Annotated in this window: 15 protein-coding genes and 1 tRNA gene; 12 read left to right on the top strand and 4 right to left on the bottom strand. The window is 37.9% G+C overall.

The annotated features are described in order from the left end of the window. Window positions 1-4 precede the first annotated feature (4 nt). Together GTQ43_RS30790 and GTQ43_RS30795 are read left to right on the top strand one after the other, a co-directional pair. The gene (locus GTQ43_RS30790) at window positions 5-403 is read left to right on the top strand and encodes a hypothetical protein (RefSeq protein ID WP_265276425.1); all 399 of its coding nucleotides are present in this window, start codon (window positions 5-7) and stop codon (window positions 401-403) included. A gap of 72 nt (window positions 404-475) precedes the next feature. Next, the gene (locus GTQ43_RS30795) at window positions 476-853 is read left to right on the top strand and encodes a hypothetical protein (RefSeq protein ID WP_265276427.1); all 378 of its coding nucleotides are present in this window, start codon (window positions 476-478) and stop codon (window positions 851-853) included. A gap of 6 nt (window positions 854-859) precedes the next feature. On the opposite strand, the gene GTQ43_RS30800 is transcribed toward GTQ43_RS30795, so the two are convergent. Together GTQ43_RS30800 and GTQ43_RS30805 are read right to left on the bottom strand one after the other, a co-directional pair. After that, window positions 860-1,549: an NUMOD3 domain-containing DNA-binding protein gene (locus tag GTQ43_RS30800; RefSeq protein WP_265276428.1), complete on the bottom strand. Its 690-nt coding sequence runs from the start codon at window positions 1,547-1,549 to the stop codon at window positions 860-862. Then, window positions 1,549-1,713, bottom strand: a complete 165-nt coding sequence (locus tag GTQ43_RS30805) for a plasmid mobilization protein (RefSeq protein ID WP_265276429.1) — start codon at window positions 1,711-1,713, stop codon at window positions 1,549-1,551. Before GTQ43_RS30805 ends, GTQ43_RS30800 begins: the two co-directional genes overlap by 1 nt. A gap of 88 nt (window positions 1,714-1,801) precedes the next feature. Here GTQ43_RS30805 and GTQ43_RS30810 point away from each other — a divergent pair, with 88 nt between their 5' ends. Then, window positions 1,802-2,056: a hypothetical protein gene (locus tag GTQ43_RS30810; RefSeq protein ID WP_265276430.1), complete on the top strand. Its 255-nt coding sequence runs from the start codon at window positions 1,802-1,804 to the stop codon at window positions 2,054-2,056. A gap of 7 nt (window positions 2,057-2,063) precedes the next feature. Here the strand turns inward: GTQ43_RS30810 and GTQ43_RS30815 are convergent, their stop codons facing one another. Next, the gene (locus GTQ43_RS30815) at window positions 2,064-2,354 is read right to left on the bottom strand and encodes a DUF3862 domain-containing protein (protein WP_265276431.1); all 291 of its coding nucleotides are present in this window, start codon (window positions 2,352-2,354) and stop codon (window positions 2,064-2,066) included. A 544-nt stretch (window positions 2,355-2,898) separates the two neighbouring features. Here GTQ43_RS30815 and GTQ43_RS30820 point away from each other — a divergent pair. Continuing rightward, window positions 2,899-2,971, top strand: a tRNA-Ala gene (locus tag GTQ43_RS30820). A gap of 171 nt (window positions 2,972-3,142) precedes the next feature. Here GTQ43_RS30820 and GTQ43_RS30825 read toward each other — a convergent pair. Beyond that, a complete protein-coding gene (locus tag GTQ43_RS30825; RefSeq protein ID WP_265276432.1) occupies window positions 3,143-4,774 on the bottom strand; it encodes a DUF655 domain-containing protein in 1,632 nt (543 codons plus the stop codon). A 216-nt stretch (window positions 4,775-4,990) separates the two neighbouring features. On the opposite strand from GTQ43_RS30825, the gene GTQ43_RS30830 reads away from it, so the two are divergent. From GTQ43_RS30830 to GTQ43_RS30865, 8 genes are all read left to right on the top strand, one after another. Continuing rightward, a complete protein-coding gene (locus tag GTQ43_RS30830) occupies window positions 4,991-6,199 on the top strand; it encodes a cysteine desulfurase family protein (RefSeq protein ID WP_265276433.1) in 1,209 nt (402 codons plus the stop codon). Between the two features lie 108 nt (window positions 6,200-6,307). Beyond that, window positions 6,308-7,246 (top strand): SIMPL domain-containing protein, encoded by a 939-nt coding sequence (locus tag GTQ43_RS30835; RefSeq protein WP_265276434.1) that lies wholly within the window; start codon window positions 6,308-6,310, stop codon window positions 7,244-7,246. Window positions 7,247-7,759: 513 nt separating this feature from the next. Beyond that, window positions 7,760-7,900 carry a VOC family protein gene (locus GTQ43_RS30840; RefSeq protein WP_265276435.1) on the top strand — a complete coding sequence of 47 codons (141 nt, stop codon included), beginning with the start codon at window positions 7,760-7,762 and terminating at the stop codon, window positions 7,898-7,900. 376 nt (window positions 7,901-8,276) lie between these two features. Continuing rightward, complete coding sequence (locus GTQ43_RS30845) at window positions 8,277-9,197, top strand: bestrophin family protein (protein WP_265276436.1); 921 nt, start codon at window positions 8,277-8,279, stop codon at window positions 9,195-9,197. A gap of 218 nt (window positions 9,198-9,415) precedes the next feature. Beyond that, window positions 9,416-10,447: a transposase gene (locus GTQ43_RS30850; protein WP_265273632.1), complete on the top strand. Its 1,032-nt coding sequence runs from the start codon at window positions 9,416-9,418 to the stop codon at window positions 10,445-10,447. Window positions 10,448-10,549: 102 nt separating this feature from the next. After that, window positions 10,550-11,386 carry an alpha/beta fold hydrolase gene (locus GTQ43_RS30855; protein WP_265276586.1) on the top strand — a complete coding sequence of 279 codons (837 nt, stop codon included), beginning with the start codon at window positions 10,550-10,552 and terminating at the stop codon, window positions 11,384-11,386. 166 nt (window positions 11,387-11,552) lie between these two features. Next, window positions 11,553-13,448, top strand: coding sequence for a serine/threonine-protein kinase (locus GTQ43_RS30860; protein WP_265276437.1), 1,896 nt, complete (start codon window positions 11,553-11,555; stop codon window positions 13,446-13,448). Between the two features lie 42 nt (window positions 13,449-13,490). Continuing rightward, window positions 13,491-14,213: a class I SAM-dependent methyltransferase gene (locus tag GTQ43_RS30865; RefSeq protein WP_265276439.1), complete on the top strand. Its 723-nt coding sequence runs from the start codon at window positions 13,491-13,493 to the stop codon at window positions 14,211-14,213. The last annotated feature ends 209 nt before the right edge of the window (window positions 14,214-14,422 follow it).

Below are 14,422 nucleotides of genomic sequence, written 5' to 3' on the forward strand. Positions count from 1 at the left end.
TAATATGGCTATACGTCGCACATCTTTAGACCGTGGTAATGGATTACCTTTAATTTGCTTTGAAGTTGATGAATGGGCAGAAGAAAACAGGGTATATGAAATTGATTGCAGTTTACCTAGTCCCACTAAAGAAGCTACTCCTGTCCCTGACTGGATAATCTTTGAAGGTTTATATTGGAAAGACAGACATGAAACCTTCTTGTACTACAACAATATAGCTTTAGGTTTAGGTTATGGAAATCTTGATGAATACTTAAATGATTACCCTCAATACTTTTTCTTAAACCAAGCCTCAGAAGTTTCAAGATGTCAATGGGTTAGTGATGAGTTACCAAATATAACAGACCGTCAAGCTTTTGTTGATTGGTATAGAAATCAACAACCAGATATCTGGGAATATTAATCTAAATTAACCCACAGCCTCCTTAATTGGGGGCTTACTTTTTTTGTAAATTTATAAAATAATCGTAATGAAATGACTATACAAACAAATAAACCTGAAACTCCTAAGCAAATTAATTATATTAATCTGAATCCTGATACCCAATCTAAAATAGTTGACCAAGTATTAACTAATGCAAGTGGAATAGGTTTAGGAATTATAATCACTCTTCTAGGCTTAATAGTAGTAGCCCGATGGTTAGGGTTAAATGCTCTTATTGCAAAATGGATGGAAAAGTTAGAATCTGACTCTCAATCTTTTAGAACCTTAGCTAATAGTCTACAGAATATGTCTGTAGACTCAAAGGTTCAACACAATAAATATGTAGAAGACCATTCTAAGATTATTGATGAAATTAGGGAAGTTAGAGAAATTAGTAAAGAGATATTATATAAAGTAGATAAACAATAAATAATATTATAAATACTCTGCCCTCCAACCCTTACATTGCTTTACCTTACCACTAGCAACAGAGGATAAGTTACCATTATTTAAATTATACTCTCTACAAAAAGCAGCCATGTTATTAATAATAAATTCCTGCCCATCTGGTGAGTAAATTTTATAATTTTTACTGTTAGCTTTTGCTACTTTTTCTTTACTTTCATCTGAATGCTTTTTTCCATAAAAATGATTATTTTCTGCCTTATATTTACCTTCTCTTGATTTACTTATTTTTTGTTTAGATTCCTCTGAGTGGTTTTTACCAACCCAATATTTGTTACCTAAGTTAGCTTGCCCACATTTCTTTTTAGATTCTTCAGTATGTAGTCTACCTAACGTATTACCAGCACTTTTACAAATATTATATTCAGGCTGATAGGTATCTAAATACATCTGTTCAATGTCTAATAAATACCTTTTATCTGTCCACTCTTCCTTGGGAACTACTTCAAGAATCTTAAACTCAAATCTAAATTCAGTGTACTTATTCCAAGCCTTTTGTAAGTAAGGATTATCGTACCTATTACCTCTAAGGTCTGATTTATGCCTGTTCCACCTTTTTCTAAAACTCTCAGCAGTGCTGCCAATATAGCGCTTGCCAGTGTCTCTGTTAATAATGACATAAATGCCTGTCTGGTTAAGTTCATCAGTAGTATAGGCCATTATAGTGCCACCTGTTGATTAACTAAGGTGGACGCTTCCTTAACGGCAACTCTTCTTAACCAATCACATAAGTTTCTTTCACTTTGTTCAGCAGCCTGTACAAATAGTTGGTGCTGTTCTTCTGTCAGTCGGAGGGTAATAACTTTATCTTTGTTAGCTTTCATTTTGCATTACTTTGAATGTCTCTACTAATGCAAACTGTCCCAACTATTTAAATTAAGTTATTACTTATAGTGAAAAGTGGGTTTAGGGATGATTTTGACTATCATAGGGCTACTACTATTAGCCAGGTGGATGGGAGTAAATAACCTGATTAGTAAATGGGTAGAGAAGTTAGAAAGCGATAGTGAAAGCTTTAGAGTATTAGCTAACTCTGTGCAAAATATGTCTGGTGACACTAAGGCAAACCACAGTACTTATGTCGCTGACCACACTAAAATTATTGAGGAAGTCAGAGAAGTAAGAGAAATCACTAAAGAAATCTTATACAAAGTTGATAAAGTTTAGATTTGATTTATAAACCTTTTTGGCTTTTACTAAATACCTGACCACGATCAAATGAAACATCTACTCTAGACCCGTTTGCGTTTTTCCATATCCAAACAGTAGGAACATAAGCTCCCCAAGATTCAGAATTATCATCAGTAGGTTTTTCACCAACAACATCAATAACTTCTTGGTAGCTCATACCTTGTTTAATTTTATCAAACTCTTCTTTTGTTACAACATTATTTAGTATTGAACATGAAGAAATAATAGGTAGAATGCTAAAGAATATTACTGATACTATTTTTATTTTATTCATATCTACTACTTTATCAATCCAAGGGTTATTTATCACTTACAAGATGTATCAAGCTTACTCAGTGAAGATCATAGTGTCAATGATTACTAAGAATAAGATAGAGAAACCTTAGCTTATCACTGAGGCATGAAATACTAGTGAAAGAAATTCAATAGCTCATAACTTAAGCGTTCTTAATTATTAAGAATAGTTCATTTTTGCAAGTTAAATTTTCTACCACATGGCAGCTTAAATTTACCTAGATTCCCGCACACAATACTCCAAAGAGCCAGAATAAGGATTCTAAGTTAATTTACTTAACTTTACTTTCCGCACTAATCCTAACTAAGAGGCAGAATTGGAAAGTCAGTCAAGGGTTATGTATTGGTTCCAATATGTAACAACCATAACCAGTAAATATTCAAGCGTCAATATTTACTTCAGCAATTTACGTTTTTTAATATAGTTGTCTTGACTTAACTTGCATAAACTTGCATAATAGTTAAGCTAATACAATTTATAGAACTAATTAGAAAGCTTAAACAGCTTACCTAATAAGACTTCCGGGGTTATAGCGCAGTTGGTAGCGCACCTCAATGGCATTGAGGGGGTCAGCGGTTCGAATCCGCTTAGCTCCATTATTCAGAATGTAAAGTTCTCCATTAATGGATGAGACTGGAAGCATAACTTTTCCGTGACGGAAAGCTTATGCTTCCAATTTTTTAGACTTGACAAAAACACCACAAAATACTAAGCATTTCGATATTCGATGCTGCTGATTAAATAAATCTAAAAAGGAAGAGAAATTGCTACCAAATGAGGAAATCGCGCCATTTTTCTAATGTCTTCGCTTTAACTCCTGGAACTCTTTCTAAGTCTTGTAAAGATGTAAATTGTTGCTGTTGACGGCTAAGAATTATCCGTTGTGCTAACTTCTTACCCACACCAGGAAGAGTTTCTAATTCTTCCATAGTTGCAGTATTAATATTGATTTGTTTAATTGCTTGTATTTCACTTGATGAAGAAGTTTTTATCTGGGGACACTTTGTTTGTTCTAATTTGATTTTTTCTTGAATTGCTGGTGGTAAGCCTGGTTTAACTTTGGTATAAAGACGAGAAAATTCTCGCAGATAATGGGCAGCGACTATAGGACTTTTAATTACTACAAGCGTCTCATCATTTCCATTGTTGGCGGCATCTGACCAATTATGAGAACCTGTAATTACTGTTTGATTATCAATAACACCAAATTTATGGTGCAGTAAATCGCCTTTGGGTAATACAGCTACACCTACGGTAGTAATTGGATTTTTCCAAGGATGATTATCAACTTCATATTTACATTTGTTACTGAGAGCAACCCCCATCATATCTAATGCTTCACTGTAAGGACGATAGGCAAATTGTGGTTCAATTAAAGCGCGAATTTGCACACTTTGTTGATGGCGATTTTCTAATATATCGGCAAGACGTTGATCGGAAAGGACAAATAACGCCATATCAACTGATTTAGTTGCTGAATCTAGAGTTTTACCAATTAAACCATTACTACTATTACTCCAAGGTTCAGTTGAAGAAGTAGGCGAAAATTGGACAGTAATTGTGGTTTGATTTAATGTAATTTGTTTAGGCGAACGCATCGGTTTTTGCAAACCAAATCGACTATCAGGTTTACCTCCTGGCCCGTCACCCCACATAATGTTAAACTCTTCTGTGAATAAAGATGCTAATTCCGGGCTGTCAATCTGCAATAAGTTATTGGCATTGCCTAAACTGCTAGAATTTGTGAAATCTCCATAAGTATCACTTAAAGTAAAATTGGCGGAAGTCACAATTACAATGCGATTATCCACAATCACAAATTTGTGATGCATCAAGCTGCTACCTGCTGAACCATCTGCTCGATCGTCTATCCAGGGAATTTTAGCATTCTGCAAAATTATCAAAGCATCTCTTTGATTGATTTCTGCTAGACTGAGTTGATTATCTTGGTTAATATCGATAAACTGACGAAACTCTTTATAGCGTTCTTGTTCCCTTTTATCTAACTTACCGACTTCCACAGATGTTAAACTACTCCAAGGTCGGCTATAGGTATTTTCTAAAATAATCCTGACTTTGACCCCAGCTTTTTGTCTATCAACCAGTGCTTGGGCTACTTTGGGTAAACGTAATTCTTGCACTGCCACATCTACTGTAGATTTAGCGTGTGTAATAGCATTAACAATCTGTTTTTCTAAATCATCCCCAAGGCGAGTTTGCTGACGGTAAGGTTCTTTGTATTCTGAAGACTCAGAATGGTTAAAGTAAACTTGAACTAAGGGATCTTGTGGTAAAGGTGCTGGACGTTGATTATGAGACTGGACTCGTTGACAACCAATAAGAGAGAAGATCGGTAAAAAGATATATAAAAAATATCTTTGTCTAGATATAAGTTGCACTGTAATCTGTTAAAAGTGAATTGGGAGTTGACATATTTATGATTCCCAAAATTTTGTGTTTTGAATTAAGTAGAGAAATGCCTTTTCAAACAAAGGGAAAAATTTACTACTAAATACAGGATGACAAAGATTTTTTGAGGATTTATCCACTGAAACTGTATATCCTCAAAAGATCGGCAGCTTATTACTAACGTGTGTTCTCACCATATTGGCTATATGCAAATTTATTTAGATTACAGCGCCACTACTCCGACTCGAAAAGAAGCGATCGCAGTTATGCAAACAGTCCTCACCCAACAGTGGGGCAATCCTTCCAGCTTACATGAGTGGGGACAAAGGGCTGCAACGGTTGTAGAACAAGCCAGAATGCAAGTTGCTGGTTTAATTAACGCTGCTAGTCCTGAATCGATTATTTTTACTTCTGGTGGCACTGAAGCAGATAATTTGGCGATTATGGGTGTGGCTCGGTTGTATGCTGTTCCTCAACATCTAATTATTTCCAGCGTTGAGCATTCTGCAATTTCTGAAACAGTGCGATCGCTAGAAATCTGGGGTTGGGAAGTTACACGCTTATCTGTAGATGTTAAAGGTAAAGTCAACCCTCTAGATTTAAAGGCGGCGTTGCGACATAACACAGTTTTAGTTTCGATAATTTACGGTCAAAGTGAAGTTGGGACTGTGCAACCAATCGCAGAATTGGGTAAGATTGTGCGATCGCATGGGGCTTTGTTTCATACAGATGCGGTGCAAGCTGCGGGACGCTTATCTATAGACGTGCAACAACTCCCAGTAGACTTACTTAGCCTTTCCAGTCATAAAATATATGGCCCCCAAGGTGCAGGGGCGCTGTATGTGCGTCATGGAGTGGAATTGATGCCCTTACTATTTGGTGGTGGGCAAGAAATGGGACTGCGTTCTGGTACGCAAGCAGTACCCATAATTGCTGGGTTTGGTGTAGCAGCAGAGTTAGCGGCGCAAGAATTGCCTACAGAAACACCACGGTTGATTAAGTTACGCGATCGCGCCTTTGCCCAGTTAGCTGAAATTCCTGGTTTAATCCCCACAGGAGATTTTAGCGATCGCTTACCTCATCACGTCAGTATGTGCCTAAAAAACGCTGATGGAAAAAAATTGAGCGGTAAAACCTTGGTACGACAGCTAAACCTTGCAGGTATCGGCATCAGTGCTGGTGCTGCCTGTCATAGTGGCAAACTTAGCCCTAGTCCGATACTCTTAGCGATGGGTTATTCCGAAAAAGCTGCCTTGGGTGGAATTCGCATTACATTAGGGCGTGATACTACTGAAGCTGATATAGATTGGACAGCGATGGTATTGAAGCAAATTTTGCAGAGGCTAACACCGGATTTTAGTGGGCAATCCTTAACATTAATCCTCTCAACCTTGGAAGCCAAAGCACGAGGGTAGGCTGTTGACTCTATGCTTTTTTAGGAGTTAAAAATATAACTGGAGGCGGAGGTTACTGGCTCCGCTTTGGAATTCTTCTTTAAGTATCCGGCTCTTGAGGTGTAAACTTTGACAATTACTAGCTTCAAAGGATATTCCCAGGACATGAGAAAAATAACTGCTCTAATGTTGGTAAGTATTACCGCGAGTGTCGGGGTGGCAGTATTAACACCCAAAGCCGCTAATGCCCAATTATTTTATCCACCAGCAAGCGATCGCCATTCATTAATGGTAATCGGTCAAGGGGTAGTAAAAGTGCCAGCAGATACAGCCGATATTGAATTGGTATTCAGTAGCCCAGATAGCAACAATCAGTTAGAAACGAAACCATCATCTCTATCGCAAACTCGCCGCATCTCCTCACCCTCCGGGTATGCCTCCGGCACGCCAAGGGCGAACGGTAGTCCCTCTTTGGTGGAACAACAAGACCAGGCTGCCTCACCGACTCTACTCTTAAATTACCAAACAGTAGCAGAATCTTTACCAAGCAAAAAATCACTCACTAAAGCAACTCTCCAGCCTGTGGTTAATAGTCTAGTTGCTAAAGGAATTAGTACTGATAAAATTCAAGTACAAATTAGCCCTAATTCTAGTGAAAATAACGCCAAAATATTGGTGAGAATAGAAAAACCAACACGCGATCGTGTCCAGGAAATTGTTGCTACAGCGAATAAAGCGACGAGCGAACTTAAAAATGTTTCCGTCAAAAGCGTAGGCGTTGACTACGAAGTTAATGACTGTCAAGCTTTGCAGAGTTCAGTTTATCAATCAGCAATGAAAGACGCTCAAAGTCGCGCTCAAGCTTTAGCAAGTGCTATGAGTGTTAAACTTGATACTCCTTCTGTAGCCGAACCATTTTACACATTATTCTATCCCTCATGTAGTTCTAAAACTGGAGTTCCTTTACCATCATTTGCTAGTTTTTTGTTATCACCCACTTATAATCCAGATGCCCCGGCAGAAGTTGAAATGAAAAAGGATATTTTTGTGACGTATACAACTAAATAAGCATTAATGTTAAGTGCGATCGCTCCTGTCTAATTAAAAAACTCCAGAAATGTTTGTGACAAATCTGGAGTCAGGAAAGATACGCATTTACCTATACCAAATTTTCACCGTCAGAGTATTCTACGTCATCAGGGTATACACTCAAATATAAATAAAGGTATCCAAGAATAAGTCTCTGTGCTTCCAGTTTAGATATAGAAGTAACGCAAAACAGCCCCAGTTAATCTGAGGCTGCTTTGCGAGAGTTGTTTGGCAGGAGGGATGCATCAATAAGTGATGCCCTGTGTTAAATATAGATAATTCAGTATGCATTCCTATTCAGCCTTATTTTGGCATATCAGGATAATTTGGAAAATTACGACACCGAATAGCCCGTCGTAGACATCGCTTTTTCCAAAAAGAAACTCCAGATGCACTCAAGGCATTCTGGAGCAGTAACAGGTTTCTAACATCAATTAATCTTTACCTATGCGATCGGTAGATGTCGTTGGGGTATATACTCAAATGTATTTTATGTCTACTCATCCGCAAATCGAACAGCAAATTACCTTCCCTTATACCCATAATCTTAATGAATCTATAGAATTCTACGAACAAATACTGGGTTTGGAGCTATGGCTTGACCAAGGAACTTGTTCTTATTTATGTGAGTGAGGTATACCCGTACGGGCACGGTATGCCGTGCCCGTACTACACTTAGAGTGTTCCAAAAAATAAATGATCCAAAACCCGTCATTGCGAGCGTTCGCAATGAAAATTAGGCATTTTTTTACTTGGAGTACTCTTACGAGATGATGTTGTACCATATTTGAATGGGAACCGTTATATAATGTCCGCTTAATTGCTGATAAAAACTCTTTACATTAGTTCCAATGATACGTATTTAACCGGACTCGATATTGTATAACAGAAGCTAGAATACAATCATTGTCGCCACCAAATTATGTTCTTTAGCAAGATTACTTTTTAAAGTATCCTCTTTGCAAAGTGGTATTTTTTATAGTTATTATTTATTATCTTAGGTGACTACATGAAAGCCAAAAAAATTACATGGCTACGGACAACATTGCAATTTAAAGGTTCGGTAATGAAAGCAATTTATAAGCATATCCTATGGTGCGGAGCTTTCGGATTTTTGATTTCTCTACTTTACCATTTTGAATTGCCTGTATCCCAACCAATTTTAGGAAGCGTTATTCCTAGTATTGTTTTAGGTTTGTTACTTGTATTTCGTACAAATACTGCTTATGAACGATTTTGGGAAGGTAGAAAATGCTGGGGTTCTATAGTAAACAATGTCCGAAATCTAGCACGGCAAATTTGGGTATCAATTGATGAGATTTCACCAGAAGATAAAGACAATAAAATTACGGCATTAAACTTATTGGCAGCTTTTGCTGTGACAACTAAATTACATTTGCGAGGAGAAGCAGTCAATAGTGAGTTAGAAGATTTAATGCCATCTAGTCAATATCTAAAACTGAAGATTATGAATAATCCTCCCATAGAAGTTGCTTTTTGGATAGGAGATTATTTACAAGAGCAGTATCATCGCAATTGCCTTAATAGCTACCAGCTAGTATCTATGCAAGAATTATTGAATAATCTTGTAGATAATTTAGGTGCGTGCGAACGGATTTTAAAAACACCTATGCCATTAGCTTATGCCATTCACCTGAAACAATTATTGTTACTATATTGTTTCCTGCTTCCCTTTCAAATAGTGGAAAGTCTAGGTTGGTGGACAGGTTTAATTGCTAGTTTAGTTGGTTTTACAGTGTTTGGCATTGAAGCCATCGGCTTAGAGATAGAAAATCCCTTTGGTTATGACCCTAACGACTTACCTCTAGATGCAATTTGCGCCACAATGAAACGCAATATAGATGACTTAATTACTCTGACTCCAAATGCGCGATCGCATTCAGGTAAATTGACCTATGAGAAAAGTTGATACTGCTTCTAAAATAATTAGAGCATTTTCTTATTAATTCTAATATTGATGAAATTTATCTGTTAAGCTTTTCGATTTGCTTCAGCAAATTTAGAACTTACGCATTGACAAGCAAGACAAAAAGTGCATAAGGAGAATGCAGAAAAAAAACAGCGACCGCTAGTTACCAGAGGCGTTAAAAACAGATAATTTACTTGGCTGTGTTTAGGGTTCGGACAATCAGAGCAATTACTAAACCATCAACCGCTAAATGTGACTTGAACACTTATACTCTGTTTCTACTGGCAGAATCAAAGTATCCAGGTTGCACACGTCTGGCAGAGATAATGGAAAATTTATCTCATGATAGCGTCAATAGATTTTTGCTACGTGAACGGTACGAACCCAAGGACTTATTTGAAGAAATCAAGCCCAATATCAATCTAGTTGGAGGTACTTTAAGTGGAGATGATACGGTAATTGATAAGCCTCATAGTGACCCGGAAATAACAGATTTAATCGGTTATTACTATTCAGGTAGACATCATCGTGCCGTTAAGGGAGTTCAGTTAATTACCTTGTATTACACCGAGTGTTCAGGTAAATCTGTACCTGTAAATTATCGCATTTATAACAAACAAGATAACAAGACTAAAAATGATTATTTACGAGAAATGATTACTGAGGTAATGGATTGGGGTTTAAAGCCTAAAACAATGACAACTGACGCTTGGTATTCCAGTCAAAAAAACCTGAAGTTACTGAAAAACAAGGGATTAGGGTTTTTAACTGGGGTAGCTAAAAATCGCTCATGTTCCATTGATGGTAAAAATTTTACCCAAGTCCAAAACTTAGAAATTCCCGAAGATGGTTTAATAGTGTATCTAAAGAATTTTGGTCAGGTAAAAGTATTTCGGAAAAGTTTCAAAAACGAAACTAAAAGATATTACATTATGTATATCCCTGAAAAAGATACACTAAACTCAATTTCCAGAACAGAATTTAAAGAGCTACATTCAATTCATTGGGGGATTGAGTGTTACCACAGAGCTATTAAACAAGTATGTGGCATTGGAAGATTCATGGTTAGAACAACCGATGCTATTAAGACTCACTTTTTTAGTGCAATTCGCGCTTTCACACAATTAGAATTAATGCGGGCAGAAGACTTGATTGAAAATTGGTATGAAATCCAAAGGAATCTGTCTCTCCAAGTAGCTCGTGACTTTATTTTGGAACATTTAGCGCAGAATTTGAATTTGAATACATAGTATCAATTTTCTGTCAATGCGTAAGTTCTAAAATTTTCAATCATCTTCTTTCGCAGTACTATATAAGCGCGAAACTATCTCTTCATTGGTGGATGTGCAATGATGCCTGTACGTCAAACTTTATCAAAGCCTGATATCCAACTTTCTTACTTAGAGTGGAACCAAGGTCAAGAACCCTTACTGCTGTTACATGGCTTAGGGGATCACGCTCTAGTGTGGTCTAGTTTAGGAGATTACTTAGCGACAGATTATCATATAGTCGCACCAGATATGCGCGGACATGGCCAAAGTAGTAAACCTGAAACAGATTATACTTTTGAAAGTGCGATCGCAGACCTTGAAGCACTGATGGATCATTTCGGATGGACATCTGCCCACATCGTAAGTCATTCGTGGACAGGTAAATTAGTGGCTATTTGGGCAAGACAAAACCCAAAGCGTTTGCAGAGTATAATTCTCGTCGATCCAATTTTCATCTGGAAAATGCCCAGCCTTCTCAGGCTAACTTTTCCTATGTTGTATCGCTTCTTGCCTTTCCTCAAAAGCATGGGCCCCTTTATCAGTCATGAACAAGCCGAACAACAAGCACGGCAGTTAAAACAATATCAAGGATGGAGTTCCTTACAACAACAAGTTTTCCAAGGAGGAATAGAACAAAAACCCAATGGTACTTGGGGTAGCAAATTTACCATCGCCGCCCGTGACGGAATTTTTGAAGCAGTTATGGAAGTACCTGGTTTTACAATTCCCCTTGACACCCCTGCTCTCTTTCTCCAACCAGAACAAGGGCTAAATCGCCAAAATTGGCAAATCCAACCCTACAAAAGCTATCTTAAAAAACTACGTATCTGTAAAGTTCCTGGCAATCACTGGCCGTTTTTGACACAACCAGAGGCATTTAACCAAACTGTAGCAGCTTTCTTGGCAGAACACAGATAGAAAATCTCATTATTATTAGACGGGATTATCATCCGGTAACAGAAGAATGAATAGGAAGGATGTCTAGGGGGATTGGGCATGGGGCATTGGGCATTGATTATTCCCCTATCTCCCTCATCTTCCCCATCTCACCTACTCCCCATTCCCCATTCTCCATTCTCCACTCATGAGCCTTTGTATCAATCCCGTCTGCCCTACACCAAATCACCCAAATAATGAACAAAACCGCTTTTGTCAAAGTTGTGGTTCCCATTTAGAATTGCTAGGGCGTTATCGGGTGATGTCTCTGTTAAGTGACAAAACAGGGTTTAGTAAAGTTTATGAAGCATACGAACAAGATACTCCTAAAATCCTCAAAATACTCAAAGAAGATTTATCAGGCTACGCCAAAGCAGTAGAACTATTTCAGCAAGAAGTAAATGTGCTGGAACAACTCAATCATCCCGGTATTCCCAAGGAAGATAGTTACTTCCAGTATCAAACCCGAAATGGTTTAGTGTTGCATTGCATTGCAATGGAAAAAATCGATGGGTACAACTTAGAACAGTGGCTAAAGCAGCAGCAGAATTGCCCCATTTCCGAAGAACAAGCTTTAGCTTGGTTAAAACAATTAGCGGAAATTTTGGATTTAGTGCATGGCAAACAATACCTGCATCGAGATATTAAACCATCTAATATCATGATTAGATCCCCCCTTGGGAAGGATTGGGGGGATTTGGTACTGATTGATTTTGGTACCGCCACTGAAATTGACAGAACCGAACCAGACCAACTTAGCAAAGGCGACGAGATGACAGCACTTATGTCATCTGGCTACAGCGCTCCAGAACAAATGAATGGTCAAGCAGTACCGCAATCAGATTTCTTTGCCTTGGGACGCACCTTTATATTTTTGCTAACGGGACACCATCCTTTAGATATGTATGATGTTCAGCAAAATGTATGGCATTGGCAAAATCATGCCATCCATATCTCACCTTTACTATTGAATTTAATTGATTGGCTAACAGCACCAGATATAAAAAATCGTCCTGCCAATGTCCAAGAAATTTTACAGCACTTAGAAGAAATTGAAGAAGGCAAAAAGTTATGCTCAGATGATGATTCAACCCCACCTAAACGTGAGCCACTTGTAGAAGTGGAGGATTCAGAGTCAAGCTCTCGATGGTCTGAGCAAGAAACAGATAGCGCAGCGTTAGCCAGTCTGCGAGCGTCGGATAGTATTCCTTCTGCCTCTTTTATCGAAACCCAGCTAACAGAAACTACTCCTGAAAATATTAATTTAGCCATAGATTTGAACACTGAGCAGTTGTCCTCGCCAATTCCTAAAACTTTGTCATCTCCACAGAAGGAGCCAGAAGAAGTACCACTGCTAAAATTTTTTGCAGGGCTGCTAGTAATATTAGGATTACTTAGCATAGTGGCTTTAGCAACCCGAAATTCACAATTTTCTGGGAGGTCAAATTACGGACAGCCACCAGAAAAAAAAGGGAACATTGATTATTTTTCTTATCAGCCAGGTAGGGACAGCCAGGGAAGGAAAGCCGAATTTAATATAGCTGTTTTATCACTGGAATACAAATGGCTTTTAGGTAGCAATTTCCAAATTAAATATAACGACGAAATTATTAGTATAGACCTTCTAAAATTAAACTTAGAACAAGAAGGGATACAGAAGATAATGGATGAACCCAGTGAAATTATCTCTATAGGTACAGCTTCTTGTAAGGGTAATATAGCAGTTCAACAGCAAATTGCTTTAGAACGTTCTAAACAAATCCGATTTTTAGTAAAAAAAATATTTATTAATACATCAACCGTCAAAAGCTATCGAATATTAAATTTGGGACAATTTCAACGGAGTGATTGTCAGGCAAATCAGGATTTAACTAAATATCAGAGAAGTATTATAATTATTGGTGTAAAAAATAAATCTCCAGGTGTAATTCTTGATGAAGCATTACGGGATAGGTTAGAGAAGAAGCCTTTTGCTGATTTTAAGTTAGAAGATTATTCTTTGGGGACGGCAGAAAAGTTTAAGACGATACCAAGTAATTTTTGAAGAATTTGACTACAATTTTTAGAATATAGTAGCAAAAACCTAATGTCTAAAAAGTCCGATTCGCAGTTTCAAAATCTCTTTGCTTCACCTAAATCAACCAACTGGGACGAAAGATTAGGCCAAATAGCCTATCGCTTTAACCGAGAGTATCAATGTGAAACTTTTGAACTCCCAACCGAAGTCCAGGCGATGCCGATATTCCGCGAGTGGATTGGAGGTAGTTTTTCCGGGAGAATTGCTTCCCCTTTTTGGGAAGTTGCTCAACCTCAAAAAAACCAGCACTGTATAGATATCGGCTGTGGTATCAGCTTTTTAATCTATCCTTGGCGAGATTGGCAAGCATTTTTTCATGGACAAGAAATCAGTAATGTGGCACGTGATACTCTTAATTCTCGCGGGCCACAGTTGAATTCTAAGCTGTTCAAAGGTGTTGAGTTAGGGGCGGCTCATCAGTTAAACTATTCACCAGAGCAGTTTGACCTTGCGATCGCAACTGGATTTAGCTGCTATTTTCCCCTGGAATATTGGAATGCTGTACTAGCAGAAGTCAAGCGGGTATTAAAACCAGGTGGACATTTTGTATTTGACATCCTCAATCCAGAACAGCCTCTAGCAGAAGATTGGGCAGTTTTAGAAACCTATTTGGGGGCTGAGGTGTTTTTAGAGTCTGTAGCTGAGTGGGAAAAAACCATTAAGGCATCGGGTGCTAAAGTTGTAAGGCAGAAATCAGGAGAATTATTTCAGTTATACAAAGTGCGATTTTAAAAATAAGTAGCTAGGCGTAAACAAATTAAAGTTTGTAGTCAGGACTTTAGTCCTAATAAGAGTGTTCCAAAAAATAAATGATCCAAAGCCCGTCATTGCTTCGCTTCGCTTCGCTCGCAATGACAATTGAGCATTTTTGTGCTTGGAGTACTCTAAACCTTACTATGAGCGATAAATCGCTCACTACGAACTTAGATTTTTTGTAGTAG

The organism is Nostoc sp. KVJ3, from assembly GCF_026127265.1.
Classification (GTDB): domain Bacteria; phylum Cyanobacteriota; class Cyanobacteriia; order Cyanobacteriales; family Nostocaceae; genus Nostoc.

Bases quoted from the DNA above. Each gene is read 5' to 3' on its own strand.
- GTQ43_RS30790 (WP_265276425.1), top strand. From the start codon at position 5: ATGGCTATACGTCGCACATCTTTAGACCGTGGTAATGGATTACCTTTA.
- GTQ43_RS30795 (WP_265276427.1), top strand. From the start codon at position 476: ATGACTATACAAACAAATAAACCTGAAACTCCTAAGCAAATTAATTAT.
- GTQ43_RS30800 (WP_265276428.1), bottom strand. From the start codon at position 1,549: ATGGCCTATACTACTGATGAACTTAACCAGACAGGCATTTATGTCATT.
- GTQ43_RS30805 (WP_265276429.1), bottom strand. From the start codon at position 1,713: ATGAAAGCTAACAAAGATAAAGTTATTACCCTCCGACTGACAGAAGAA.
- GTQ43_RS30810 (WP_265276430.1), top strand. From the start codon at position 1,802: ATGATTTTGACTATCATAGGGCTACTACTATTAGCCAGGTGGATGGGA.
- GTQ43_RS30815 (WP_265276431.1), bottom strand. From the start codon at position 2,354: ATGAATAAAATAAAAATAGTATCAGTAATATTCTTTAGCATTCTACCT.
- GTQ43_RS30830 (WP_265276433.1), top strand. From the start codon at position 4,991: ATGCAAATTTATTTAGATTACAGCGCCACTACTCCGACTCGAAAAGAA.
- GTQ43_RS30840 (WP_265276435.1), top strand. From the start codon at position 7,760: ATGTCTACTCATCCGCAAATCGAACAGCAAATTACCTTCCCTTATACC.
- GTQ43_RS30845 (WP_265276436.1), top strand. From the start codon at position 8,277: ATGAAAGCCAAAAAAATTACATGGCTACGGACAACATTGCAATTTAAA.
- GTQ43_RS30855 (WP_265276586.1), top strand. From the start codon at position 10,550: ATGCCTGTACGTCAAACTTTATCAAAGCCTGATATCCAACTTTCTTAC.
- GTQ43_RS30860 (WP_265276437.1), top strand. From the start codon at position 11,553: ATGAGCCTTTGTATCAATCCCGTCTGCCCTACACCAAATCACCCAAAT.
- GTQ43_RS30865 (WP_265276439.1), top strand. From the start codon at position 13,491: ATGTCTAAAAAGTCCGATTCGCAGTTTCAAAATCTCTTTGCTTCACCT.